We start from the raw sequence: 24,870 nt of genomic DNA, 5'->3' as shown, positions 1-24,870 counted from the left end.
CCTATTCTAAACATCGCGCCCCAACAAAAGCAACGAGGTGTTAACAAAGCCGTTTGTCTCAGCCTCTTCTCCTCTTTCCCCTTCCCCTCTTAGTGCCGCTAGGTTATGGTCATCTCATGACTCAGCAACTCGAAGTATCTGCGTGAAACGAATCGCCCTCTTTGTCGATGTCCAGAACATCTATTACACCTGCCGCCAGGCCTATGGTCGTCAGTTTAACTATCACGCGCTGTGGCAGAGGCTCAATGAGCAGGGAGAGATAGTGAAGGCGCTTGCCTATGCTATCGACCGGGGCGATGACGGTCAGATCAAGTTTCAGGATGCCCTCAAGCATATCGGCTTCGAGGTCAAGCTAAAGCCCTTTATTCAGCGCAGCGACGGTAGCGCCAAGGGAGACTGGGACGTTGGGATCACCATAGATATCATGGAGCTGGCCGCCGAGGTGGACGCAGTCATCTTACTCTCTGGGGATGGTGACTTCGCCATGCTGCTCGAGCATATCGCAAGCAAGCATACCGTAGAAACCCAGGTTTACGGCGTACCTGAGCTCACCGCCAAGGCGTTGATGGACGCCGCCACAGAGTTTCACCCCATCGAAGGCGAGCTGCTGCGCTAATGCTCTAATGCGCTGACAGCTTGTAGAGCCGCTGGCAATAGGCCTTCGCCGAAGCCTCCCAGCTAAATCGCTTCTGACTGGCATTATCACAAACCTGCTGCCACTCCTCCTTACCTATGAGTGGCAGGGTCTGCGCTAGGGTCTGTAGCAAGGCGGCCGCCTGCTCCGCCAGGCTATCGCCATAGAAGACAACCCCGTCTTCCCCATGGCTTACCGTATCTTTCAGGCCTCCAACGCCATGCACCAGGCAGGGCTGACCGGCCCGCATCGCCAGCATCTGGCTGATGCCGCAGGGCTCGAAGGAGCTGGGCATGATAAACAGGTTACCGCACTCGTACAGGCTGTCTGACAGTGGCAAGTCGAAGCCATTGATAAACAGCAGGTTCTGATACCTGCCAGCAAGCTGTGCAAGCTGCGCCTCTATCGCCTGATCGCCGCTACCCAAGATAGCCATCAGGCCATTAGGCGCATGCTCAGCCAATGTCTTAAGCAGATGCTCCAAGGTGCTGACGCCCTGCTCGTCGCGATAGCAGAGGATCGCCATCTTCTGATCCGTCAATCGTCCCACAGAGGTCAATAGCAGCCTGGGGGCATCCTGAAACTCCGACTGACGCCTCAGCCGGGCAAGGGTCATCAGCGCCTGCTGATCGACGCTGCGCACCCAAGGCGTCTGACATAGCCAACCTTGTATCGCCCGCTCGGCGCTATCGATGAGCGGCAACAGCTTGTCGGTGTTGCCCCTGAGCAGCGCCTGACGTTTGCTGAGCTGACCCGAACGTTTCAACTTACTCGGATACTCGCAGCCGTTTAAGATGCCATGCAGCGCGCCCGCTTGCTGCTTCTGCTGAAGGTCCACCTCCAGCCCTTCGCCGCCAATAAACCCCTTTTCAGGCGATGAGGAACGCAGCACCTCCTGGGCATAGCTGGGGGACACCAGATGCACGCGATCGCTCAGCACTATGGCGGCGCGCAGTGGATTAAAACATTGGGGATACCTGGGGTCGATCACCTGATTGAGCGCGTCACTGCCAAGCGAGGCAAACAGACTCGGCAGCCAGGCCTGCAGTGAGGAGTGCTCCTGAGTTAAGGGCCGCGCCCCCTGAATCGCCAGATTGTGGATAGACAACACGCAGGGGATCGCCTGCAGCGCAGCATACTCGGGGGCAAAGGCGCGCAGCAGCGCCAGCACGCCGCAATGCCAGTCATGCAGATGCAGATGAGTCGGCCTTGGCATCAAGCCGGACAACACCGCCTTGGCGACACCGAGGCAGAACAGGGCGAACTTGTTGGCATCCTCGGCGAAAGGGCGATCGCTCGCCCCCGGGGTGTAGATCTTACCGTCCTGATCGAACAGCGGGTGATCCAACAAGAAGAGGTTTACCTCAGGCAGACTGGGATGCGATGCGCGGTAGAGGGTCAACCAGTGGGGCTGGCCATAGAAGTCGACCACCAGTTCGCCCAGGGGCTCGGCCCCCTGCTGACGATGCAGAAAACCATAGCTTGGCATGATCACATCGCTGCATACGCCCAGCGGATAGAGGGCGCCCGGCAGGTCACGGATCACATCGGCCATGCCGCCCACCTTGGCGCCCTTGAGCGCGCCGTTCTCGGCGGCGACCATCAACACGCGCTTCATGGCGCTCTCCTTCTGCGTCTTACTCATAACCCACCGGTAACCCCAACATGTCACGAGTCACCAGGGTGATCCCACCTTCCGAGACCCTAAAGCCCCGTGCCCTGTCGTGATCATGGTCGTGGCCAATTACCGTACCCTCGGGGATGATGCAGCCTCTGTCTAAGATGGCATTCTTAATCTGGCAGTGACGCAGCACCACCACATCGGGCAGTACCACAGAGTTTTCCACCGTGGAGTAGGAGCAGACCTGCACCTCGTTAAACAGCACGCTGCGTCTCACGGTGGAGCCAGAGATGATACAGCCACCGGAGACGATGGAGTCCACCGCCATGCCGCGGCGCTCGTCGTCATCGAAGACAAACTTGGCCGGCGGCAGCTGCTCCTGGAAGGTCCAGATGGGCCACTTGGCATCATAGAGATTCAGCGCCGGCGTGGGCGACAGCAGCTCCATGTTAGCCTGCCAGAAGGAGTCCAGGGTGCCCACGTCGCGCCAGTAGGCCTCCTCATCGGTGAAGCCACTTCTGAACGGGTGGGCGTAGACCTCGTGCCCCTCGATGATCGACGGGATGATATCCTTGCCAAAGTCGCGATCCGAGTTCTCGTTCATGGCATCTTTCTTGAGCTGTTCGAACAGGAACTCAGTGTTAAACACATAGTTACCCATGGAGGCCAGGCACATCTCGGGATTTTCCGGCAGATGCTTGGGCAGCTCAGGCTTCTCTTCGAAACCCAAGATCTTGTTGCGCTCGTCCACCTCGACCACCCCAAAGGCGCCCGCGGCCTCGGCCACCGGCACCTCGAGGCAGGAGACCGTCATGTCGGCGCCAGACTCGGCATGGGCGGCCAGCAGGCCCGCATAGTCCATGCGGTAGACGTGATCGCCAGAGAGGATCATCACATACTTGGGCAGCTCGTGGCGTATGATGTCGATATTCTGAAATACCGCATCGGCCGTGCCCTTGTACCAGCTCTCGGAATAACGCTGAGAGGCGGGCAGGATCTCCACCGACTCCCCCAGCTCCTTCTTGAAGTGGCCCCAGCCACGCATCACGTGGCGGATCAGCGAGTGCGACTTGTACTGAGTCACCACGCCGATGCGGCGAATGCCCGAGTTGATGCAGTTCGACAGCGGGAAGTCTATGATGCGGAACTTGCCCCCGAAATAGAGCGATGGCTTGGCGCGCCAATCGGTCAATTCATGCAGACGTGAACCTCGCCCCCCGGCCAAGATTAATGCATAGGTTTCTCGGGTTAAATTACTGATATAACGTGGGCTAGGATTCATGTTAGGCATAGGTACTCACTCCTTGAGATAAAAAACACACCAGTTGCTTGGGCGCCGCGGCGACCCGACTTAGCTCGATTAACGTCATTAGGCTATCCCCCAGATCTCGTCTCGATATTGACCAATGGTGACATCGCTGGAGAAGCGACCACTGGCGGCGGTATTGCGTATGCTCATCTGTGTCCAATGGTGGGGATCCCGGTAGGCCTTGGCCGCCTGCACCTGGGCGAGTCGGTAAGACTCGAAATCGGCGGCGGTCATCCAGGGGTCCCGAGGACAACGTATGCTGTTGATGATGGGGTCGAAGATCCCCGGTTCCAGCAGGTTAAAGTGGCCGCTCTCCAGCAGGCTCATCACCTCGGTCAGCGCCTGGGACTTGGCGATAAAGTGCTGGGGATCGTAGTGGGGCCTTAGGGCCTCCACCTCGTCGGCCCTCAGGCCGAAGAGGAAGAAGTTATCCTCGCCCACCTCTTCGAGCATCTCGATGTTGGCGCCATCCAGGGTGCCTATGGTGAGGGCGCCGTTCATCATAAACTTCATGTTGCCCGTGCCCGAGGCCTCTTTGCCGGCGGTAGAGATCTGCTCGGAGAGATCCGTCGCCGGGCAGATACGTTCCATAGCGCTGACGTTGTAGTTGGGGTAGAAGGCGAAACGCAGATATGGCGTCACCAGAGGATCCGAGTTGACCATGTGGGCCACATTGTTAGCGAGCTTAATCAACAGCTTGGCCATGGCATAGCCAGGGGCCGCCTTGCCGCCGATCAGCACGCACCTTGGGGTGATATCCGTGAGTTTGCCCTGCTGGATCTGGTGATACAGGTGGATCACATGCAGGATATTGAGCAGCTGACGCTTATATTCGTGAATGCGTTTCACCTGCACATCGAACATCATCTTAGGATCGAAGCGAACATCGCACTCCTGCTCCACCAGCTTTGCCAGCTGTTGCTTGTTGCCATGTTTGACCTCCTGCCAGGCCTTTAGCAGCCCCTCGTCATCGGTGAAGGCGTTGAGGGCGCTGAGACGGCTAAGATCTTTCACCCAGCCTTCACCCAATCGCTTGCCCAGCAGCTCGGCCAGCGCGGGGTTACTCTGGGCCAGCCAGCGTCTCGGCGTCACACCGTTGGTCTTGTTGTTGAACTTCTCGGGCCAGAGGGCATAGAAGTCCTTAAACAGGCCAGAGGTCAGCAACTGAGTATGCAGCCCGGCGACGCCGTTGACCGAGAAGCTGGCGACGATCGCCAGGTAAGCCATGCGGATATGGGGCTCATCGCCCTCTTCGATGATCGACATGGCTCGCAGCTTGTCGCCATCCCCCGGCCAATGGTGAGCCACCATGTCCAGGTAGCGGGCGTTGATCTCATAGATGATATCCAGCAACCTGGGCAGCATATGAGCAAACATGCGCACCGGCCAGCGCTCCAGCGCCTCGGGCAGCAAGGTGTGGTTGGTGTAGGCCATTGTCTGGCTGGTGATATCCCAGGCTTGATCCCAGGACAGACCATACTTGTCCATCAAGAGGCGCATCAACTCGGGGATCGCCACGCTGGGGTGAGTGTCGTTAAGCTGCATCACATGCTGGCGGGCAAAATCCCTAAAGTTGAGGCCGCGCTGGCTCACCCAGGTATTGAGCAGATCCTGCAGGCTGGCAGAAGAAAGAAAGTATTGCTGGCGCAGCCTTAACTCCTTACCGTTCTCGCTGGCATCGTTGGGATAGAGCACCATGGTGATCTGCTCCGCCAGGTTCTTACGGGCCACTGCCTCCGTGTAATCCCCCTGGTTAAACTCCTCGAGATCGAAATCGTCGGTGGCCTCAGACTTCCACAGTCTGAGGGTGTTTATCCGCTCGTTCCGATAGCCGGGCACAGGGATGTCATAGGCCACCGCCAGCACATCCTGAGTCTCCACCCAGGTGTATTGGCGCTTACCGTCTCGGTCGATATAGGACTCGGTATGACCGAAGAAAGGCACAGTCACGTTATGGCTTGGCACCCTCACCTCCCAGGGGTTGCCATCCCTGAGCCAGCGGTCGGGGCGCTCCACCTGATAGCCGTCGCACAGCTTCTGGGCGAACATGCCGTACTCATACCTTATGCCGTAGCCGGTGACATTGAGATCCAGGCTGGCGCAGCTGTCGAGGAAGCAAGCCGCCAGGCGTCCCAGGCCGCCGTTGCCCAGCCCGGCGTCATGCTCCTGGGCCTCCAGGGTCTCAAGCGCCACCGCATAATCTTTCAATACTTGGGCACTCTCGTCGTTCATATCCAGATTCAGCAGCGCATTGCCAAGGGCCCGCCCCATGAGGAACTCCAGCGACAGATAGGCGACCTTCTTGTTGCCCGTGTCGCGATCCAGCTGGCGGGTGGCGCGCCACTTGGGCAGCATCTGATCTTTCACGCTCATGGCGAAGGCGTAAAATAGCGCCTGCTCGTCACGCTCCTTGGGGGTCAGGCTCTTGTCGATATGACGCTCGAAACAGGCCCCCAGGGTCTCACAGGGATCGCAGATAAGGCTGTCGGCCTTGGCTTCGACCTTTACCACAGGCTTGCTGCTAGTCTTACTCGTTTTAGTGGACTTCACCGGCTTAGCTGTCGAACTCATCTAGACTCTCCTTTGGCTGAAGGCTTTTCACCTGCAGAGGGCTCTTCTTGCGCTGAGGTAAATTGGGCGTAATAGATCATCAGGCTACGGTCCTGCAGCACCAGGCTGGCGCCCTGTAGCAGGGCCTGATAGCTGGCGGACTCGCCATACTGGGGACTGTCCTGGGTACTGAGCAGACACTGCCACTGCACTATCCCCTCGAGGCTCGGGAGGGTGAACTGTTGGGGTCTATTGTCGGCGTTAAACATCAGCAACAGCGCCTGACGGCAACCGGCCTGGGCCTCCAACTCGCCGCTGATCACCAGGCTCAGGGTGCGGGTCTGCGCCTCGCCCCAGTGGGCCTTGGTCATGGGCTCGCCCTGCCTACAGAACCAGTCCAGTCCAGGCGAGGTATGGTTGGCACTCTCGTGGATATAGTCTCTGTGGCACAGCATGGGGAAACGGCGACGCAGCTTGACGAGGTTAGCGGTGAAACTCAGCAGCTCGTCGCTGTCGATATCCTTGCGCCAATCGAGCCAGCTTGCGGGGTTGTCCTGGCAATAGGCGTTGTTGTTGCCCAGCTGGCTATGACCTACCTCATCACCAGCCAGCAGCATGGGCACACCCTGAGACATAAACAGTGTGGTGAGCATGTTGCGGCACTGGCGGGCACGCAGTGCGGTGAGGGCCAGCTCGTCGCTCTGGCCCTCGTGGCCATAGTTGTCGCTGTAGTTCTCATTGTGGCCGTCGCGATTCTGCTCGCCGTTGGCCTGATTATGCTTGTGGCGATAGCTCACCAGATCCATCAGGGTAAAGCCGTCGTGGCTGGTGATAAAATTGATGCTGGCGGCGGGTTTACGCCCTGCGTGTTCGAACAGATCGCTGGAGCCATGAAAACGGGTGGCGAACTCGGGCAACATACCGGCATCGCCGCGCCAGAAACGGCGCACCGTATCGCGATACCTGTCGTTCCACTCGCTCCAGCCGATGGGGAACTGCCCCAGCTGATAACCACCTGGTCCTATGTCCCAGGGCTCGGCGATGAGACGCACCTGGCTGAGCACAGGATCTTGGCTGATGGCATCGAAGAAGCCGGAACCCACATCGAAGCCGTGAGCCTCACGCCCTAAGGTGCTGGCCAGATCGAACCTGAAGCCGTCGACCCCCATCACCTCGACCCAGTAACGCAGTGAGTCCATCACCAGCTGCAATACCCTGGGATGGGACAGGTTGAGGGTGTTGCCGCAGCCTGTGTCATTGATGTAGTAGCGCGGCTCACTGGGGTGCAGACGGTAGTAGCTAAGGTTGTCTATCCCTTTGAAGCTGTAGGTGGGCCCGAGACGATTGCCCTCGGCGCTATGGTTGTATACCACATCCAGGATCACCTCTATGCCGGCGCCGTGCAGGGCGCTGACCATGTCGCGAAACTCCTCTATCGCCCCATCACCCTCAGACTCACTTAGGTAGGCCTGATGGGGCGCGAAATAGCCTATAGTGTTGTAGCCCCAGTAGTTAGTCAGCCCCTTCTGCTGCAGGAAGGCCTCGGTGACAAACTGCTGCACGGGCAGAAGCTCGACGGCGGTGACCCCAAGGCTTTTCAGGTGCTGTAGGCTGGCGGGATCGCCAAGGCCGGCGAAACGCCCCCGGTGGGCGGACGCCACCTCGGGGTTTTGCTGACTAAAGCCCTTCACATGCAGCTCGTAGATCACGCTGCGGCGCAGGGACAGCGGGCTATCACCCTGTTCAAAGGGATTCACCAGGGGCGTTATGGGCTTGAGGTTGTCGAGATCTACCACCACACACTTGGGCATCCGCTCGGCGTTATCCAGCTCGCAGAAGCTTAAGTCTTCCTGCTCGTGACCAAACTGATAACCGTAGTGGGATTTATGATCTTCGATGGCGCCGCTCAGGCGCCTGGCGTAGGGGTCGAGCAGCAGCTTGTTGACATTAAATCTGTGGCCAATCAAGGGCTGATAGGGGCCATCGACCCGGTAGCCGTAGCGGCAACCCGCCCTGAGCCCAGACACATGGCCGTGCCAGATCTGCTGAGACTGTCGCTCTAGCCTTAGCCTGACGACCTCCCGCTCCTCCTCGTCGAACAGACACAGGTAGACGGCAGTGGCGTGGGCGGAAAACAGCGCGAAGTTCACCCCCTCGCTATCTAAGGTGGCCCCGAGTGGATAAGGCTTGCCGTGGGTCAGTCGCATGGGCGGTGCTCATCCAGTTCCAGTACCTGTTCCAGTACCAGGCAGGCCAAGGGCGGCACGCTGATGCAGGCGCTCTGGGCCTGGCCCTGATAGGGCTGCGTCTGTGTCTGGATCATCCCCTGATTGCCCACGTCGCTGCCGCCATAGTAGTGGCTGTCGCTGTTTAGGCGCTCATGGTAGCGACCAGGCTGCGGCAGGCCAATGCGAAACTCGCGGTAGACCTCTGGGGTCATATTAACAATAAAGATCAGCTGCTTGTCACCGCTCTGGCGGATAAAACTCAGCACGCCGGCACTGGCGTTATCGCAGTCGAGCCAATTAAAGCCCTCGCCGTGGTGATCGTCGCCATAGAGGGCGACGCTCTGACGATAGAGGCTGTTGAGATCTTTCACCCAGCGCTGCATCCCCTGGTGGGGCTCGAACGCCAGCAGGTGCCAGTCCAGGCTATGCTGATGGTCCCACTCGTCGCGCTGGGCAAAATCCGCGCCCATGAAGAGCAGTTTCTTGCCCGGATGGCCCCACATGAAGCCCAGATAGGCCCGCAGGGTGGCAAACTTCTGCCAGTCATCGCCGGGGATCTTATGCAGCAAGGAGCCCTTGCCGTGCACCACCTCGTCATGGCTCAGCGACAGGATGAACTGCTCGGTGAAGCAGTACATCAGGCTGAAGGTCAGCTCGTTATGATGATGGCTGCGATGGATGGGGTCCCGGCCGATATAGCTCAGACTGTCGTTCATCCAGCCCATGTTCCATTTGAAGCCGAAGCCCAGGCCGCCCTCATCGACCCGCTTGGTGACGCCGGGCCAGGCGGTGGACTCTTCGGCGATCATCATGATGCCGGGAAAGCCTTGGTAGAGACGGGTGTTGAGATCCTGCAAGAAGGCGATGGCATCCAGATTTTCGCGCCCGCCATGGGCGTTAGGCAGCCACTGATGGGGCTCGCGGCTGTAGTCGAGATAGAGCATGGAGGAGACGGCATCCAGGCGCAGGCCATCTAAATGAAACTCCTGCAACCAGTAGTGAGCGTTGCTGAGCAGATAGCTCTGCACCTCGCCGCGGCCATAGTTGTAGATAAGGGTATCCCAATCTGGATGCTCTCCCTGACGGGGATCCTCATGTTCATAGAGGCAGGAGCCGTCGAAGCGGGTCAGCCCATGGGGATCCTTGGGAAAATGCGCCGCCACCCAGTCGAGGATCACCCCTATGCCCGCCTGATGACAGGCATCGACGAAGGCCTTAAGTTCGTGGGGCTGGCCGAATCTGTGGGTCGGCGCAAACAGGCCGACCGGTTGATAGCCCCAGGAGCCGTCGAAGGGATATTCGCACAGGGGCATCAGCTGCAGATGAGTGTAGCCCATCTCGACCACATAGGGGATCAGCTGATCGATAAGCTGGCTATAGCTGAGATACTGCTCGCCGTTTTCCCCCTGACGACGCCAGGATCCAAGATGCACCTCATAGATGGAGACGGGCTGATCGTGCCAGCTCTGCTTGGCCCGCTTCACCAGCCAGCGCTTATCCTGCCAGGCATAGTCGAGTTGGGGCGGCACGATTGAGGCGTTACCCGGGGCGCCCTGCATGGCGCGGCCGAAGGGATCGGCCTTGAGCACTCGCTCTCCCTCCTGGGTGACAATCTCATATTTATAGTGGGTCAGCGCCTTCATCGAGGGGATGAAGATCTCCCACACGCCGTTGGCCGGATGGTGGCGCATCACCTGACGGCGACCGTCCCAGTCGATGGCATCGTGCACCAGAGAGACCCGCTTGGCATTGGGCGCCCAGACACAAAACTGCACGCCGCTCACCCCATCGACCTCACGCCAGTTGGCCCCCATGAAACGATAGGCCTGCTCCTGACGCCCCTCGCTGAAGAGGTACAGCGCCTCATCACTCAGCAGGCTGGCATATTGGTAAGGGTCGTTTATCTCCTCGACGCTGAAGGGATAATGCACCCGCAGGCGATACTCGAATGGGTTGATGCGCCGCCCGGCGAGCCCGGCGAAGATCCCCTCATCATGGCACTTCTCCAGCTCGGCCACCTTGCGACCATCTTGCTTGACGATCAGCTCGACACGCTCGGCCCCCGGCAGAAAACAGCGCACCACCAAGCGTTTGACCAGGCTTACCGCCTTAGCCTCCTTGATGCCCTTACTAGACTTAGTGGCCGGAGCCATCTCTATAGCATGCATCCCCAACAAGGCGAAGATATCCACGTAGTCGGCAGCCAGCAGGGCTTCAATTTCACTTGGCGCTATCAGTGGTGTCTGCGCAGGTGTCTGCACTGGTATCTGCTTAGTCATCTGGTTATCCCTTTGCTTGTCTGTTTCATAGGAGTGTCATAGCTGTGTCATCGGCAGAAAACAGGCTGACGATGGCGATCGTCGGCCCGGCAATATTGGTCGCTGGCCTCGGCCGAGCTGCGCCCCTCGACGATACGGCGTAGCAGGCGTTTGATCGAGGGCGACTGTCTCAGGCTGGTCAGGCTATAGGGCTGTCGTCGCTGCCAGTTGGCGTATTCCTGCCAGGTACCCGGGATATTGACCCCGTGTCGCTCGCAGCAGAGATCCGCCAGCTGCACACTAAAAAGGCGTGAATTGGAGCGCGCCGCCACCGCCACCCAGCCACTGAGCAGCTGCAGATAGTCGTCTTCCAGCGAGCCCGCTTCACCGTTGTCTTCGAGCCAGGCCAGCAGCTGCTGGCGCTCGCCGTCGCGTCGCTCCAGGGCTTGCTCCAGCGCCGCATCGCTGTCGATGAGTCCGAGCTGGCGCTTGAGATGCAGATCGCTTTGAGACCACCAGGCCAGTAGCGTAGGCACGTCATGGTTGGCCAGCATCATCAGGCTGTCGGCCCTGTGATCTTGTGGCGACTTGAAGGATTCGCCCTGCTTGCAGAAATAGAAGAGTTCGTTGGCATAGATGCCGCCGTCACTCAGCTTGGCGCGCACCTCGTCCGGCACTATGCCGAGATCTTCGCCTATCACCACACAGTTGCTGCGCATGCTCTCAAGACGCGCGATCGCAAGTAGCGTGTCTATGGGGTAGTACACATAGGCCCCGGGAGCCTCTTGGGGCTCACTCGGCCACCACCAGAGACGCAGCAGCGCCATCACATGATCTAGCCTGAGGGCGCCGTAGTAACGCATGTTGCTGCGGATAAGGGCAATAAAATGGCTAAAGCCCGACTGGGCCATGGCGATAGGATCCGGCGGTGTCAGCCCCCAGTTCTGCCCCTTGGGGGCAAAATCGTCCGGCGGCGCACCTATGCTGGCATTCTGGCAGTAGCTGCCTTGATTGTGATGGACCTCCGCGCCATCGCCGCGCACGCCAACCGCCATGTCGCCGATAAGGCCTATGCTCATACCCGCCGCCAGCGCCTGATGCTGACAATCGAGCAGCTGCTCATGGGCGACAAACTGTAAGTAACGATGCAATTGGGGATCCGCGGCCATTTGCTCTCCCTGGGCCGAGGCCTTGTCTGCCTCCAGCTGGCAGAAACTGCTCAGCGCCTCCCCTTCCTGGGCCACAAACTGCATGAAGGCCTGCTCGCGCGCCCCACCGCTACCCAGCACGTCACGGCTAAACACCTGATAGAGGGCGACAAAGAGGCGATACTTGAGCCGGGTGAGCTTGGGGTAATCGAGCCAGTTGTCGCGGTTGAGACGCTCACGATCCAGGGCAAGAGTTTGCAGCAGCGGCGCTATCTCATTGGCCTCGGGCACAGACTCGATATGAATATAGAGAGGATTGAGCCTGCGTCTGTCGCTCGGACTGTAGGGGCTGATATAGGCCTCTTCCAGATTGAAGGAGTCCCCCAGAGCATGAAGCGGATTGAGCTGAATAAAGTCGCAGCCATAGCCACCCAGCCAAGCGATCAAAGCCCCCAGATCGCCAAAGTCCCCTATGCCCCACTGACTGTCGCTGCGCAGACTATAGAGGGCGATGCTCACTCCCCAGGGTTTATCCGTCTCCCGCAGCTGCTTGGCCTTGGGCGGTGCCAGTAGCCAGATCCCCTGATGCCCCTCGGCTTGCCAGTCGATGACCTTGGCTTGCGTGTTTGTGTTGGTGTTAGTGTTGGCCTCGCCCGTGCTTTTGCTAAAGCCAACCCACAACTTGTGATAGCCCATGGGCAAAGATTGCCCCTGTGCCAGGTAAGACGCGACCGATACCCGGTAACGGTAATAGAGATGCGGCTCGTCATAGTAATCGCCGACCCGCTCCAGCGCCGAGAAGGGGATAGTCATCTCGAGTTGAGTACCGCCTTCGGTGACGATACGCACCCTAAGATCGCGCTGCATCTCGCTGGGCAGAGACAATATAAAGCTTGGGGCCGTCAGACAGGCAAATTGAAAGGCCGAGAGCGGTCGTTGCCAGGGCGCGGCGTCGAGGTCGAAGTTGCGCTCTGCAATCGCCTCGCCGTTGGCGGCGACAAAAGCATCTGGGCAGAGATCATCCAGGTTAAATTCAGGCTGGGTACAATTAGCCAGCAGGCAGGCCAGTATGCCGAGACGCTCGGCCTGACTATGGTGCACCATGCGGCCCAAGTAGTCGCTATAGCTGGCACCTACGCCCTGTAAATAGAGTAACTTTTCTAAGCCCTTCTCTAAGCCCATCGCCCTGTCCCTGCCAATCACTCAAACAGCCCTAATTCCTTGAGCAGTAAACATGCCAAGCACAGGTAACAGCTTGACGACAGATTTATGTCAATCAGATGAACTCTATTTATCCATAATAATTAGCCACTTAAGACTTTACACTTAAGGGCTGGCCGGGGAGCAAGCCAGACCGAGCGGTCGCTGTAGAGATTTGGCGTCGCACAAATATTGTGCATCCTAGCTAAGGCGATGCACAAAAATCAAACAGACAATGATCGGGTGGTTTGGCTCATCTGAGTGAGTTTCAGATGCTGAAAGTCGCCGTGATAGATTTTCGAAATTGAAAATCAGTCAAATTTCGTATTTGTCATAAATTTACAAATTTAGTCGTATTGATCTAAGTTTTTGCCATGCTTTCGACTGGACAGATGCTATTTATGAGGCAGATCACACCTTTGCGATAACCGCATTGGTACTTTAGTTACCAGAAAAGATAACAACTTTTAACTTTAAGCATAAAAAAGGTGATTTTATGGCTGCTAAATTTTTTATCCCATCAGTCAACGTATTAGGACAAAATGCTGTTGACGACGCAATTGGTGATATTAAAACCTTAGGCTTTCAGCGTGCGCTGATCGTCACCGACAAGCCACTGGTCGAGATTGGTCTGGTTGGTCAGATCGTCGAGAAGTTTGGCGCGGCGGGCATCACATCGACCGTGTTTGACGGCGTGCAACCCAACCCAACAGTGGGTAACGTGGAAGCGGGCCTCGAACTGCTCAAGGCGAACGACTGTGACTTCGTGGTATCGCTGGGTGGCGGCTCGCCACACGACTGCGCTAAGGGTATCGCCCTGGTTGCCACTAACGGTGGCAGCATCAAGGACTATGAAGGCCTGGATATGTCGGCGAAGCCACAGCTTCCATTAGTCGCCATCAACACCACTGCCGGTACCGCCAGTGAGATGACCCGCTTCTGCATCATCACAGACGAGGCTCGTCACATCAAGATGGCGATCGTGGACAAGCACACTACGCCTATCCTGTCGGTTAACGACCCTGAGCTGATGCTACTCAAGCCTGCCGGCCTGACTGCGGCAACCGGTATGGACGCACTAACACACGCGGTCGAGGCCTATGTTTCTATCGCGGCTAACCCTATTACCGATGCCTGTGCCATCAAGGCGATCGAGCTTATCAAAGGTAATCTGGTAGAAGCGGTTGAGAACGGTAAGAGCCTTGAGGCACGCGACCAAATGGCTTACGCCCAGTTCCTGGCGGGTATGGCCTTCAACAACGCCAGCCTAGGTTATGTTCACGCCATGGCGCACCAGCTAGGCGGTTTCTACGACCTGCCACACGGTGTCTGTAACGCTCTGCTGCTGCCGCACGTTCAGGCCTACAACGCACAGGTTGCCGCGCCGCGTCTAAAGGATGTTGCCAAGGCGATGGGTGTCGATGTCAGTGCAATGACAGATGAGCAAGGTGCAAACGCCGCCATCGAAGCGATCAAGGCGCTATCTGTCGCGGTGAAGATCCCTGAAAACCTCACCACACTGGGCGTTAAGGCAGAAGATATCCCAACGCTTGCCGACAACGCATTGAAAGATGCCTGTGGCCTGACTAACCCTAAACAGGCGACCCACGAAGAGATCTGTCAGATCTTTACCAATGCGCTATAGACTCGCCGCATAAGTTTCGAATTTCTCCCTGCAAGTAGAAATTCCCAAAGGCCCACCTCAGGTGGGCCTTTTGCTACCCGGTCTCTAAAAACTATCGGCAGAGGGAGCAGAAACAAACAGAATCACTCTGTTATCCGCTAAAGCCACGGCCATTCGAAGTTTTTATCATAAAAAGCCAGCACTAATAGCTAAATACTCTTTTCATGTCACACTTTTGGACTAGTCCCTTCGGATACATGTGTTATAAAATAGTGTCAGCTCGCTTTTTCCCTGCAAAGATTCAGCTAGCTAAAAGGCTCGTCGGCAACTATTGCCGGCGAGCCTTTTTCTTCTCCCTGATATCTGACGCTATCACTCTGCCACAACAAATGCCAAAGAGAGACCGAAGTACCCGAGAGGCAGTTTTTTTATTTCCATAAGCCCATGAAAACACTGCCGTATAAATTTAGCGCAACTGATTTCCTCCGTGATGGCGAAAATAAACCCTAGGTAAATGGCTAAAGTGTGTTATCTTATCCGGGCTCTGTTGTTCAGGGTTATTAGTTTAAAGCATTAAGTAAAAGTCAAAACCTTAGTCAAATCTTCACCATTTTTGTCCTCAGTTTTCCCTTAGCTTCATCGTAATACTCAATAATTCAACGGCTCGGCATACCGCAACATCGCGGATTTTTTATACGAATTGAATAAGGGACAAATATGTCTAATACAACTGGTACCGTTAAGTGGTTTAACGAAGATAAAGGTTTTGGTTTCATCGAGCAGGCAAATGGCGGCGCTGATGTGTTCGTGCATTTCCGCGCTATCGTATCTGACGGATACAAGACGCTAGCCGAAGGCCAAAAGGTCACCTTCGATGTTGAGCAAGGTCAAAAAGGCTTGCAAGCTGCGAACGTAGTTCCGGCTTAATCGAACGGTTCGATAAAAAAAGGCGACTTCAAGTCGCCTTTTTTGTGCCCAGATTTTAAGCTTTAGCTCAAGTTTTAACTATTGGCTCGTCGCGCCTTCACCCTTCATGCGCTCACGCAGCTTCTGCATGATGACGTAAAACACAGGCACTAAAAGGGTACCAACCAAAGTCGCCGCCATCATGCCACCGAAGACGGAGTAGCCCAGGGCGCGGCGGCTTCCCGCGCCGGCACCCGTTGCGATAACCAGCGGCAAGACCCCCAGCAAGAAGGAGAAGGCGGTCATCAGCACGGCGCGAAAACGCAGGCGCGCGGCGGTTTCAGCAGCCTCCAGTATACTCTTGCCCTCCTCCCTGAGCTGCTTGGCAAACTCGACGATCAGGATGGCGTTCTTACAGGCCAAACCGATCAGCAGCACCAGGCCTATCTGGGCATAGAGATTCAGCTCGCTCCCCACCAATAGTATGTTGAGGAAGGCCCCCAGGATGGCGATGGGCACGGCCAACATCACCGCAAAGGGAATGCTCCAACTCTCATACTGGGCAACCAGGAATAGATAGGTAAAGATCAATGCCAGACCGAAAATTAACGGCGCTAAGTTACCCGCCTTGATCTCTTGGTAAGTCTGCCCCGTCCACTCAAACTTATAGCCGGCTGGCAATGTCTCATCCGCCGCCCGCTCCATGGCGGCGATGGCATCGCCCGAGCTAAAGCCTGGCGCCGGGAAGCCATTAATGGTGGTCGAGCTGAACATGTTATAGCTGTTCATCACATCCGGCCCCAGAATCGGCGTCACCTTAACCAGGGTGCTCAGGGGCACCATATCGCCACTGGCGGAGCGCACATAGAAGCTGGCGATATCCTTGTCGGAGTTACGAAACTCCCCTTCGGCCTGGAGTATTACCCTAAACACCTTACCGAAGCGGTTGAAATCGTTGACATACATGGAGCCAAGCATGGTCTGCATGGTGGAGAAGATCTCGTTTAGCGAGATCCCCAGGGCCTTGGCCTTGTCTCTGTCCACATCCACATACATCTGCGGCACATCGGCACGGAAATTACTAAATGCCATGGCGATTTCCGTCTGTTCGTTGGCCTTCATGATCAAGGCGCGCATCACAGAGGCGAGCTCCTGGGGCGAACGCCCCTGGGTGTCTTGCAGCACAAACTCGAAACCGCCGACGCTGCCCACGCCAGGAATAGGCGGCAGGGAGAAAGCCATCGCCTTCACCGACGGATTGGCGGCGTACTTGGCCTGTAACCTGGCGACGATCGCCTCCTCCACCATGTCGGGCGAGTCTCGCTCCTCCCAGCTCGACAGGGTCACGATCATCAGGCCGCCGTTAGAGGAGACTGAGCCGGTCAGGATGCTAAAGCCACTGGCATGGATAACGTTCTCCACCCCAGTCTCAGCCAGCGTCAGCGTCACCAGCTCACGCATCACCTCTTCGGTGCGATTGAGAGACGCGCCATCGGGCAACTGAATATCCACCATGAAGGCCTTCTTATCCTCCATGGGCACGAAGCCAGACGGCAGTATCTTGGCAATGCCGCCAGTGGCACCGATAAGACAGGCATAGGCTATGCCCACCAGCACCAGCTTACGCACCAGTGAGGAGACCAGCCTCATATAACGACCGGTAAAACGCTCGAAATAGGTGTTAAACAGATAATGGAAGCCCTTGGTGTGCTTCTTGGGCGGCTTCAACAAGGAGGCGCACAGCGCCGGGCTCAGGGTCAAGGCATTAACCGAGGAGATAAGCACAGAGATACAGATGGTCACAGAGAACTGGGCATACATCTGCCCTGTGATCCCCGGCATCACCGCCGTGGGCGCGAACACCGCCAGCAGCACCAGGGTGGTGGCGATAACGGGCCCAGTTACCTCTTTCATCGCCTTGGAGGTCGCCTCGGTGGGCGACAAGCCTTCGTCTTCCATCAGGCGGGTGACATTCTCCACCACCACGATGGCGTCATCCACCACGATACCGATAGCCAGAATCAGGGCGAACAGGGAGACGGTATTGATGCTCATGCCAAACAGCAGCAAGAAGGCAAAGGTACCTATCAGGGAGACGGGAATCGCGATCCCCGGCACTAAGGTCGAGCGCGCATCCTGCAGGAAGATATAGACCACAAACACCACCAGAGCGATGGAGATAAACAGGGTCTGTACCACCTCGGTGATCGAGGTCTCGACAAATTCAGTGGTATCATAGAGCACCTTATATTCGAGATCGTCCGGGAAACGGCTGGCGAGGTTTTCCATCTCTGCCTTGACCGCCTTGGCGACCTCCAACGCATTGGCGTCCGGCGCCTGATAGATGGAGATGATGGCCGACGGCTTGTTGTTCAACTTACCCTGGGCATCATAGGTCTGGGAGCCCAGCTCGACCCTGGCGACATCCGAGACGATCACCTTAGAGCCATCGGAATTGGCGCGGATCATCACCCGGCCAAACTCCTCGGGATCCTTCAGGCGCCCCTTGGTCTGCAGGGTGTATTGAAACTGCTGATCCGGCTGCACCGGCGCCGCGCCGATACGTCCGGCGGCCACCTGAATATTCTGCTCTCTCAAGGCGGCAATGACATCGTTGGCCGTCACACCAAAGCTGGCCATCTGGTTGGGATCGAGCCAGATACGTATGGCGTAGTCCAGTGCCCCAATTACCTGCACCTTAGAGACTCCATTCTGCCGCGCCAGGGCATCTTTCACATTCAGGCCGGCATAGTTGGTAATAAACAGGGAATCGAAGGTCTCATTGGGGGAAACCAGGTTAACCACCATGAGAATGTTAGGGCTCTGCTTCTCGACCTTGACCCCCTGGCGTTTAACCTCCTCGGGCAGTCTGGGCATCGCCTGTTGCACTCGGTTTTGCACCTTCACCTGGGCCATGTCGGCGTCTGTGCCCACATCGAAGGTGACATTGAGGGAGTAGCTACCGTCGTTGGCGCTCTTGGACTGCATGTAGAGCATGCCCTCGACGCCATTGACCTCCGCCTCGATGGGCTGGGCTATGGTGTCCTTGACGATATCGGCACTGGCCCCCGAGTAGCTGGTGCTGACGCTCACCTGAGGCGGCGCAATCTCGGGAAACTCGGCCACCGACAAGATGGGGATGGAGATCAAGCCCACCAGGGTTAGTACGGTCGAGATGACGAAGGCAAATTTCGGCCTATGAATAAAAAATTCACTGATCATAATGACCCCCGATTAGGCATCGTTAGCTTCTTGGAAAGGCACCGCCTGTTGCTCGACCGCCTTTACCTCGATACCCGGACGGATCTTCTGCAGACCATCCACTACGATACGCTCACCCTCATTGAGGCCACTGAGCACGCGCCAGTCGACACCGAATCTGTCACCCAGCTCTACCACCCGCTTCTGTACCTTGTTCTCCTTATCGACCACCATGACGAAGCGCCCCTGCTGATCTTCCTGCACCGCGGCCTGAGGGATCAAGATAGCCTGCTCGCTAACGGGCGACTCGATGACCAGGGTGACAAACAGGCCGGGCAGCATCAGCTTACTCTCATTGTTGAAGGTGGCTCTGAGCTCCAATGTACCGGTGGCGGCGTCGACCCGGTTACTGATAAAGTCGATATACCCTGTCTCGTCAAACATGGTGCCGTTGGGCAGACGCAAACGGATCAGGATATCCGAGAGCTCCACATCATGTTTGGCGGCCTTGGCAAAATTCTGTTTGGCGGAGATGATGGTCTTCTCGGCGACCTGGAAATTGACCCACATGGGCTGTAGCTGTACCAGGCTGGCGAGCTCAGACTGAGGCGTGATGATATCCCCCTGGCTCACCTTGGCGCCGCTGATACGGCCAGAGATGGGCGCATAAACCTTGGTATAGCTCAGCTGCAACTCGGCGGCCTTCACCGCAGCCTCGGCCTGAACCACCCCGGCGGCTGTGGTCAACTTGCGACTGGTGAGTTCATCCATATCCTGGGCGCTTATCATGCCGTCGGGTAACAGGCGACGACCACGTTCCCAGTTCATCACAGCCACATCACGAGAGGCGATGGCCTGCTTGAGCACCGCCTGTTGCTGCGCCAGCTCGGCTTCGAAGGTGGAGGGATCGATTTCAAACAGCAGCGCGCCCGCCTCGATATCGTCACCCTCGACAAAATTACGCTTTAACAGCTGACCCTGGATCTGCGACTTGATCACCACATCTTCCGATGCCCGTGTACGGCCGACGATCTCCGTCTTGGCGCGGATCTCCTTTACCTGAGCGGTGTTGACCACCACGCTGGGCATCATGGCTGGCCCGGGAGCCGGCGCCTTACCACAGGCCAGCAGCATCAAGGCTGCGCTAAATAGAGTGAGTCGAGAGAGAATTGAGGTGTTTCTACCAAGCATTTGGGCCTCCATAGCGCCAAGCGACAATTCATGGATAACTTTGATCAGACGGCAGACGGATGTGAATGACGGCAGCATCATTTACAACCGCTTATCATATTAGTAACAAGCTAATGCTTTCACCAGGAATAGCAAGGGCAATTATCTGACTCATTTGGCATTTTCTAAATTTTTCAACTTGCGTAATCACCAGAGAGCAGTGGGATTTTCTTAGGATAAATGTTAACAGGTCCCACCTGAACGTCCGCAACTTGTCTATTAGCTGATGCTTTATTAAGCAGATGGCAAAATGGGCGTAAAAATGAGACACAGCACAAGGTTATGGCCGTTCTTATCGTGCTACAACAGGTCAAGGGTCTTCTCCCATGGCCGGCTAAATCGGTGCAAACCAGGCGAATAGTTGTTGACCCTAAAGAAATGCAGTGCCTATGATGGCCCTTGTATCCATAATCAGGAAGGTAATTTATGACAGCCATTTCTCATGTCTATAACTATACAGTCAGATGCCCGCATATTAAGGATCCCGCCCACCCAACCACCTGGCAAAACCATATCGAATTCAATCAGTCATGCGAAATTGGCCTGAATCGCATCACCAAGTGGCACGACAGATCCGGCCACCGCATCTTCGAACATGACGGCTTTATCGTCAGGGAAGCCGATGGCGAGAGCGCCTACTTCTCGATGCAGAGTGACCGACTGAAAAATGATGGCCATATCTTGGTCACCTTTAAGATCTTTATGGACGATGCCACCAAAGACAGCTCGGTGCAGGAGATCATGACGCACCTGATCGATGACTATCGTCAGCGACTCGCCAAACTCGCCTAGTCGCCGACTCAACCACAGCTAAAAGAGCCAGTTCGCCACCCGATCTGGCTCACATTTTTCCGCTCGCAAAACAATCCAGATCACATTTACGACGCGCTAAAATGTGATGCACGCCGACTTAAACCGCAAAAAGCCAAATCACAATAAACTACAAAACAAATAGTTAAAGGAAAAAACCACCTATTTCACCCACTTAATCTCGCCAACTTAGGCTAATTGTCAAAATATCGGCTCAAGCTTACACTTTTCTCGATTCGAGACAGTTTTGCTGGCAGAACAATGCCAGCCAATCATCAACTTAAGCAGAATATAGGAGCAATAGCCTCATGGGTGCAGTGGCCAATATCGTCATCGTCGGCGGTGGTGCGGGTGGAATGGAGATAGCGACCAAGTTAGGTCGTAAACTGGGACGTAAGGGCAAGGCCAAGATCACCCTTATCGACTGCGCCGACAGCCACATCTGGAAACCCCTGCTGCATGAGGTCGCCACCGGGGCACTGGATATCGGCATAGATGCCATCAGCTACCGCAGCCATGCCGCCGCCCACGGCTACCATTTTCAGCAGGGGGCGATGACAGATATCGACCGAGAACATAAGCAGGTGATCCTGGCGCCCATCTTAGACGACAAGGACAACGAACTCCTGCCCGCCCGCCGCATAGACTACGACTACCTGGTGCTGGCCATCGGCAGTATCGCCAACGACTTCAATATCCCCGGCGTCAGGGAGCACTGCGTGTTTCTCGACAACACCCAGCAGGCGATGCAGATCCGCACCATGCTGCTCAACAAGTTCATGCGCTATGCCAGCCACCACCAGCTGGACGACAAGATCAAGATAGCCGTCGTCGGCGCGGGCGCGACCGGGGTCGAGATGTCGGCCGAGATGCACCACGCGGTCGAGCAGCTCAGTGGCTTCGGCTACAAGATAGACACCAGCCTGCTGGAGGTGACCCTGATCGAGGCAGACTCACGCATTCTGCCCAAGGTAGAGAAGCAGGAGATCTCCCAGGCGGTAACGGACCAGCTCAATCAGATAGGCGTCAGGGTGATGACCAATACTCGCATCGACCGGGTCGATGAGAATGCGCTGCACACCTGTGACGGCCAGATCATCGCCAGCGACATGACCATCTGGTCGACCGGGGTGAAGGCGCCCGACTTCATGCGTGAGATAGGCGGCCTGGAGAGCAATCATATCAATCAGGTGATGGTTAAGCCCAACATGCAGACCACCCGGGATCCTCACATCTTCGCCATCGGCGACTGCGCCGCCTGCCCACAGCCAGACGGCTCCTGGGTGCCGCCCAGGGGGCAGTCGGCGCGGCAGATGGCACTGATGACGGCCGACAACATAGGCCTGATGTTAGCCGGCCAGGCGCCCAGCAAGGAGTATCTCTACAAAGATCTCGGCTCCCTGGTGAACCTGTCCAAGTTCCATACCGTGGGTAACCTGATGTCCTTCATCGGTGGCGGCGTTCTGGTCGAGGGCAAGATAGCCAGGTTCGTCTATACCTCGCTCTATCGGCGCCATCTGATTGAACTCCATGGGATCTTTAAGGGCAGCCTGCTGATGTTCGCCAAGGGGATCAGCCGTATCATCCACCCTCACCTCAAGCTGCACTAGGGGCTAGGGTAGAGGCTTTCGCTTACCGGACTAACGGGTTAAAATGTGCCAACTTTCGTCAACATGAGATCATTATGAAAAAAATTATTAGCGCGGTTATGATCCTTGGCGCCCTCAGCGCCTGCGCCGATCTTAAAGAAGCCGGTCGCACCATAGGTAGCACCACCAAGGAAGTGACCACAGATATCGGCCACGCCACCCGAGATACCACCAAGGCAATTGGTCACGCATCGCGCGACGCGGTTAAATCGGTTAAAGAAGATCTCAGCAAAGAAAATTAAATCGGCATGGGCCTAGGGCCTTGAACCTTAGTAGCCTTGAGCTACAGATAAAGAGGGCATATCCGCCCTCTTTTTTTATTCGCTATCTCTAGCTCAGCCAGCAGCACTATTAAGCAGCATTAGCCCTCATCCCATGAGGCTTAGGCAGGCCGTTTTCATCCACGTTAACGAAGATCATCTTGTCTATGGTCACCACGGGTAGCCGGGTCACCTTGTTGCGCACCTCACAGCAGACAGTGATGGAACTGACCCCGGCGCTGATCAGCGCTAGGCCAAATTCGATCACATCCCCCTGACGCGCCGGCGTCATGAAGTTGATTTCCGAGATGATCTTGGTGACTATGCTCTGGCTGTTCATCTGACAGGCCGCGAAGATGGCCGCCTCCTCATCTATCCAGCTTAAAAGCTGTCCGCCAAACAATGCATTAGCCGGATTTAAATGTTCGGGTTTAATAAAGCGTCGACTGTAATATTTCATTTGTGCTCTCCCTGATAGACTCAGACGAAAGCGTTACAAGAAACAGACCAACAAAATAAATCCATATAAAACAGGCAATTAAAAACAGGTCATCGACACGAAACTCACTAATTTAGTGCCCTGTGCACCAAGTTAACTCAGACATAAAAAGGGTTTCGACTTCTTAGCTTCATATAACTGCAATCTTAATTCACCAATTCTGTCATCTGGATACCTGACAATCAGGCCGCTTTATCTCAAATAGCGAACAATTTACTTCAACCCAATACGGATGATGAAAGTGATGATGATAAAAAGATTAGCTGCGTTGATCTCTTGCAGCCTAGTAACCATGGCCGCCAACAGCGCCGTGTTACCCAGTGTTCAGACAGACAGCCATTGGTATAAGGAAAGTGCCGAGCGGGTGTCAAACAAGGCCACACTAGAAACCAAAGCAAAGGCCAAAAACGTCATTCTATTTGTGGGCGATGGCATGGGGATCTCTACCCTGACCGCCGCGCGTATCTACCAGGGCCAGCAGCTGGCCGGTAACCAAGGCGGTGAAGAGAACTTCCTAAGCTTCGAGAAGTTCGACCATACCGCCCTAGTCAAGACCTACAACACCAACCAACAGACGCCTGACAGCGCCGGCACCATGACAGCCATCGCCACAGGTGTTAAGTCTAAGGCGGGTGTACTCTCAGTGTCAGAACAATCACTGCGTGGCAACTGCCTGTCATCTAAAGGCAATGAGCTGGTCACCCTAGTGGATCTGGCCAATGCCAAAGGCCTGTCTACCGGTGTGGTCTCTACCGCCCGTATCACCCACGCCACCCCGGCGGCTACCTATGCCAACAGCCCTGAGCGTAACTGGGAAGCAGACAGCAACCTGCCAGCCGAGGCGGTTGCCAACGAGTGTAAAGATATCGCCTATCAGATGGTGATGCGTGACAAGGACAACGCCCTAACGGTCGCCCTGGGTGGCGGTCGCCGCGCCTTCATCCCTGAAACCGTGACCGATGGTGAGAACAAGAAGGGTAAGCGTAAGGATGGCCTGGATCTGACCAAGGCTTGGGTCGAGAACTTCGACAACGCCGCCTATGTGTGGAACAGCGAAGAGTTCGACGCTATCGATGTTGCCGCCACAGACCACCTGCTGGGCCTGTTTAACTCGTCTCACATGGAATATGAGGCCGATCGCGCCGATGATGTGGGCGGCGAGCCTTCGCTGACCGAGATGACAGCGAAATCTATCGAGATGCTGAAGAAGAACGACAACGGCTACTTGCTGATCGTCGAGTCGGGTCGTATCGACCACGGTCACCACGCGGGCAACGCCAAGCGCGCCCTGGCTGATGCCGTCGAGCTGTCTAACGCCGTCAAGGCCGCGGTAGAAAACACCGACCCGGAAGAGACGCTGATCCTGGTCACTGCCGACCACAGCCACGTGTTCACCATCGCAGGTTATCCAAAGCGTGGTAACCCAATCCTTGGTCTGGTACATGGCGTAGACGGCAGCGTTTCGACCGCCTTGGATGGCAAGCCATACACCACCCTAGGTTACACCAATGGTCCTGGCGCCGTTGTGGGTAACCGTGACGACCTATCTTCAGTCGATACCCAAGACAAAGACTTCATGCAGCAGTCTCTTATCCCTATGGGTAGCGAGACACACGCAGGTGAAGATATCAGCCTGCACGCCACGGGCCCAGGCGCAAACCTGGTACAGGGCGTGATGGAACAGAACGTCATTTTCCACATCATCAACCAAGCCCAAGCGCTTGGCGGTACTAAGTATTAATT

The 24,870-nt window shown here is 56.3% G+C and carries 16 protein-coding genes; 7 read left to right on the top strand and 9 right to left on the bottom strand.

Annotated elements, in window-relative coordinates:
• Positions 1-142 precede the first annotated feature (142 nt).
• Complete coding sequence (locus L2731_RS10610; RefSeq protein WP_239849931.1) at positions 143-616, top strand: LabA-like NYN domain-containing protein; 474 nt, start codon at positions 143-145, stop codon at positions 614-616.
• Positions 617-620: 4 nt separating this feature from the next.
• Here L2731_RS10610 and L2731_RS10605 read toward each other — a convergent pair whose 3' ends face one another.
• From L2731_RS10605 to malQ, 6 genes are all read right to left on the bottom strand, one after another.
• Entirely contained in the window at positions 621-2,279 is a 1,659-nt protein-coding gene (locus L2731_RS10605) for a glycogen synthase (RefSeq protein WP_249253053.1), read from the bottom strand.
• Positions 2,272-3,546 carry a glucose-1-phosphate adenylyltransferase gene (gene glgC / locus L2731_RS10600; RefSeq protein WP_220044626.1) on the bottom strand — a complete coding sequence of 425 codons (1,275 nt, stop codon included), beginning with the start codon at positions 3,544-3,546 and terminating at the stop codon, positions 2,272-2,274. The genes L2731_RS10605 and glgC overlap by 8 nt, the downstream gene beginning before the upstream one ends.
• A 78-nt stretch (positions 3,547-3,624) precedes the next feature.
• Positions 3,625-6,135, bottom strand: coding sequence for a glycogen/starch/alpha-glucan phosphorylase (locus tag L2731_RS10595; RefSeq protein WP_249253051.1), 2,511 nt, complete (start codon positions 6,133-6,135; stop codon positions 3,625-3,627).
• Positions 6,132-8,321 (bottom strand): glycogen debranching protein GlgX, encoded by a 2,190-nt coding sequence (glgX, locus tag L2731_RS10590; protein ID WP_249253049.1) that lies wholly within the window; start codon positions 8,319-8,321, stop codon positions 6,132-6,134. Before glgX ends, L2731_RS10595 begins: the two co-directional genes overlap by 4 nt.
• The gene (gene glgB, locus L2731_RS10585; protein WP_249253047.1) at positions 8,312-10,621 is read right to left on the bottom strand and encodes a 1,4-alpha-glucan branching protein GlgB; all 2,310 of its coding nucleotides are present in this window, start codon (positions 10,619-10,621) and stop codon (positions 8,312-8,314) included. Before glgB ends, glgX begins: the two co-directional genes overlap by 10 nt.
• 47 nt (positions 10,622-10,668) lie before the next feature.
• Positions 10,669-12,930, bottom strand: coding sequence for a 4-alpha-glucanotransferase (malQ, locus tag L2731_RS10580; protein ID WP_249253045.1), 2,262 nt, complete (start codon positions 12,928-12,930; stop codon positions 10,669-10,671).
• A gap of 514 nt (positions 12,931-13,444) precedes the next feature.
• Here malQ and yiaY point away from each other — a divergent pair.
• Together yiaY and cspE are read left to right on the top strand one after the other, a co-directional pair.
• Positions 13,445-14,593, top strand: a complete 1,149-nt coding sequence (gene yiaY, locus L2731_RS10575; protein ID WP_249253043.1) for an L-threonine dehydrogenase — start codon at positions 13,445-13,447, stop codon at positions 14,591-14,593.
• A gap of 696 nt (positions 14,594-15,289) precedes the next feature.
• The gene (cspE, locus tag L2731_RS10570; protein WP_144203266.1) at positions 15,290-15,499 is read left to right on the top strand and encodes a transcription antiterminator/RNA stability regulator CspE; all 210 of its coding nucleotides are present in this window, start codon (positions 15,290-15,292) and stop codon (positions 15,497-15,499) included.
• Positions 15,500-15,577: 78 nt separating this feature from the next.
• Here the strand turns inward: cspE and L2731_RS10565 are convergent, their stop codons facing one another.
• Both L2731_RS10565 and L2731_RS10560 read right to left on the bottom strand, forming a co-directional pair.
• Entirely contained in the window at positions 15,578-18,700 is a 3,123-nt protein-coding gene (locus tag L2731_RS10565) for an efflux RND transporter permease subunit (protein WP_249253042.1), read from the bottom strand.
• A gap of 12 nt (positions 18,701-18,712) precedes the next feature.
• Positions 18,713-19,870 (bottom strand): efflux RND transporter periplasmic adaptor subunit, encoded by a 1,158-nt coding sequence (locus tag L2731_RS10560; protein ID WP_249253041.1) that lies wholly within the window; start codon positions 19,868-19,870, stop codon positions 18,713-18,715.
• 465 nt (positions 19,871-20,335) lie between these two features.
• Here L2731_RS10560 and L2731_RS10555 point away from each other — a divergent pair, with 465 nt between their 5' ends.
• The 3 genes from L2731_RS10555 to L2731_RS10545 all read left to right on the top strand — a co-directional run bounded on the left by L2731_RS10555 (position 20,336) and on the right by L2731_RS10545 (position 22,610).
• Positions 20,336-20,701: a hypothetical protein gene (locus L2731_RS10555; RefSeq protein WP_041510452.1), complete on the top strand. Its 366-nt coding sequence runs from the start codon at positions 20,336-20,338 to the stop codon at positions 20,699-20,701.
• Between the two features lie 326 nt (positions 20,702-21,027).
• Positions 21,028-22,329, top strand: a complete 1,302-nt coding sequence (locus L2731_RS10550) for an NAD(P)/FAD-dependent oxidoreductase (protein ID WP_249253040.1) — start codon at positions 21,028-21,030, stop codon at positions 22,327-22,329.
• A 74-nt stretch (positions 22,330-22,403) separates the two neighbouring features.
• Positions 22,404-22,610: a hypothetical protein gene (locus L2731_RS10545; RefSeq protein ID WP_041510450.1), complete on the top strand. Its 207-nt coding sequence runs from the start codon at positions 22,404-22,406 to the stop codon at positions 22,608-22,610.
• A gap of 109 nt (positions 22,611-22,719) precedes the next feature.
• On the opposite strand, the gene L2731_RS10540 is transcribed toward L2731_RS10545, so the two are convergent.
• Positions 22,720-23,088 carry an acyl-CoA thioesterase gene (locus L2731_RS10540; RefSeq protein ID WP_041510449.1) on the bottom strand — a complete coding sequence of 123 codons (369 nt, stop codon included), beginning with the start codon at positions 23,086-23,088 and terminating at the stop codon, positions 22,720-22,722.
• Between the two features lie 283 nt (positions 23,089-23,371).
• Between L2731_RS10540 and L2731_RS10535 the strand changes: the two genes are divergently transcribed.
• Positions 23,372-24,868 carry an alkaline phosphatase gene (locus tag L2731_RS10535; protein ID WP_041510558.1) on the top strand — a complete coding sequence of 499 codons (1,497 nt, stop codon included), beginning with the start codon at positions 23,372-23,374 and terminating at the stop codon, positions 24,866-24,868.
• The last annotated feature ends 2 nt before the right edge of the window (positions 24,869-24,870 follow it).

Source organism: Shewanella aquimarina, from assembly GCF_023349185.1.
In the GTDB taxonomy this organism is placed as follows: Bacteria; Pseudomonadota; Gammaproteobacteria; order Enterobacterales; family Shewanellaceae; genus Shewanella; species Shewanella aquimarina.
The sequence above is the reverse complement of the archived record's forward strand: the minus strand, read 5'-3'. Positions and strand labels throughout refer to the sequence as shown.

Coding starts and splice junctions, on each gene's coding strand:
- L2731_RS10545 (WP_041510450.1), top strand. CDS start 22,404: ATGAAAAAAATTATTAGCGCGGTTATGATCCTTGGCGCCCTCAGCGCC.
- yiaY (WP_249253043.1), top strand. CDS start 13,445: ATGGCTGCTAAATTTTTTATCCCATCAGTCAACGTATTAGGACAAAAT.
- L2731_RS10535 (WP_041510558.1), top strand. CDS start 23,372: ATGATGATAAAAAGATTAGCTGCGTTGATCTCTTGCAGCCTAGTAACC.
- L2731_RS10555 (WP_041510452.1), top strand. CDS start 20,336: ATGACAGCCATTTCTCATGTCTATAACTATACAGTCAGATGCCCGCAT.
- L2731_RS10560 (WP_249253041.1), bottom strand. CDS start 19,870: ATGCTTGGTAGAAACACCTCAATTCTCTCTCGACTCACTCTATTTAGC.
- malQ (WP_249253045.1), bottom strand. CDS start 12,930: ATGGGCTTAGAGAAGGGCTTAGAAAAGTTACTCTATTTACAGGGCGTA.
- L2731_RS10565 (WP_249253042.1), bottom strand. CDS start 18,700: ATGATCAGTGAATTTTTTATTCATAGGCCGAAATTTGCCTTCGTCATC.
- L2731_RS10605 (WP_249253053.1), bottom strand. CDS start 2,279: ATGAGTAAGACGCAGAAGGAGAGCGCCATGAAGCGCGTGTTGATGGTC.
- glgX (WP_249253049.1), bottom strand. CDS start 8,321: ATGCGACTGACCCACGGCAAGCCTTATCCACTCGGGGCCACCTTAGAT.
- L2731_RS10540 (WP_041510449.1), bottom strand. CDS start 23,088: ATGAAATATTACAGTCGACGCTTTATTAAACCCGAACATTTAAATCCG.
- glgC (WP_220044626.1), bottom strand. CDS start 3,546: ATGCCTAACATGAATCCTAGCCCACGTTATATCAGTAATTTAACCCGA.
- L2731_RS10550 (WP_249253040.1), top strand. CDS start 21,028: ATGGGTGCAGTGGCCAATATCGTCATCGTCGGCGGTGGTGCGGGTGGA.
- cspE (WP_144203266.1), top strand. CDS start 15,290: ATGTCTAATACAACTGGTACCGTTAAGTGGTTTAACGAAGATAAAGGT.
- L2731_RS10595 (WP_249253051.1), bottom strand. CDS start 6,135: ATGAGTTCGACAGCTAAGCCGGTGAAGTCCACTAAAACGAGTAAGACT.
- glgB (WP_249253047.1), bottom strand. CDS start 10,621: ATGACTAAGCAGATACCAGTGCAGACACCTGCGCAGACACCACTGATA.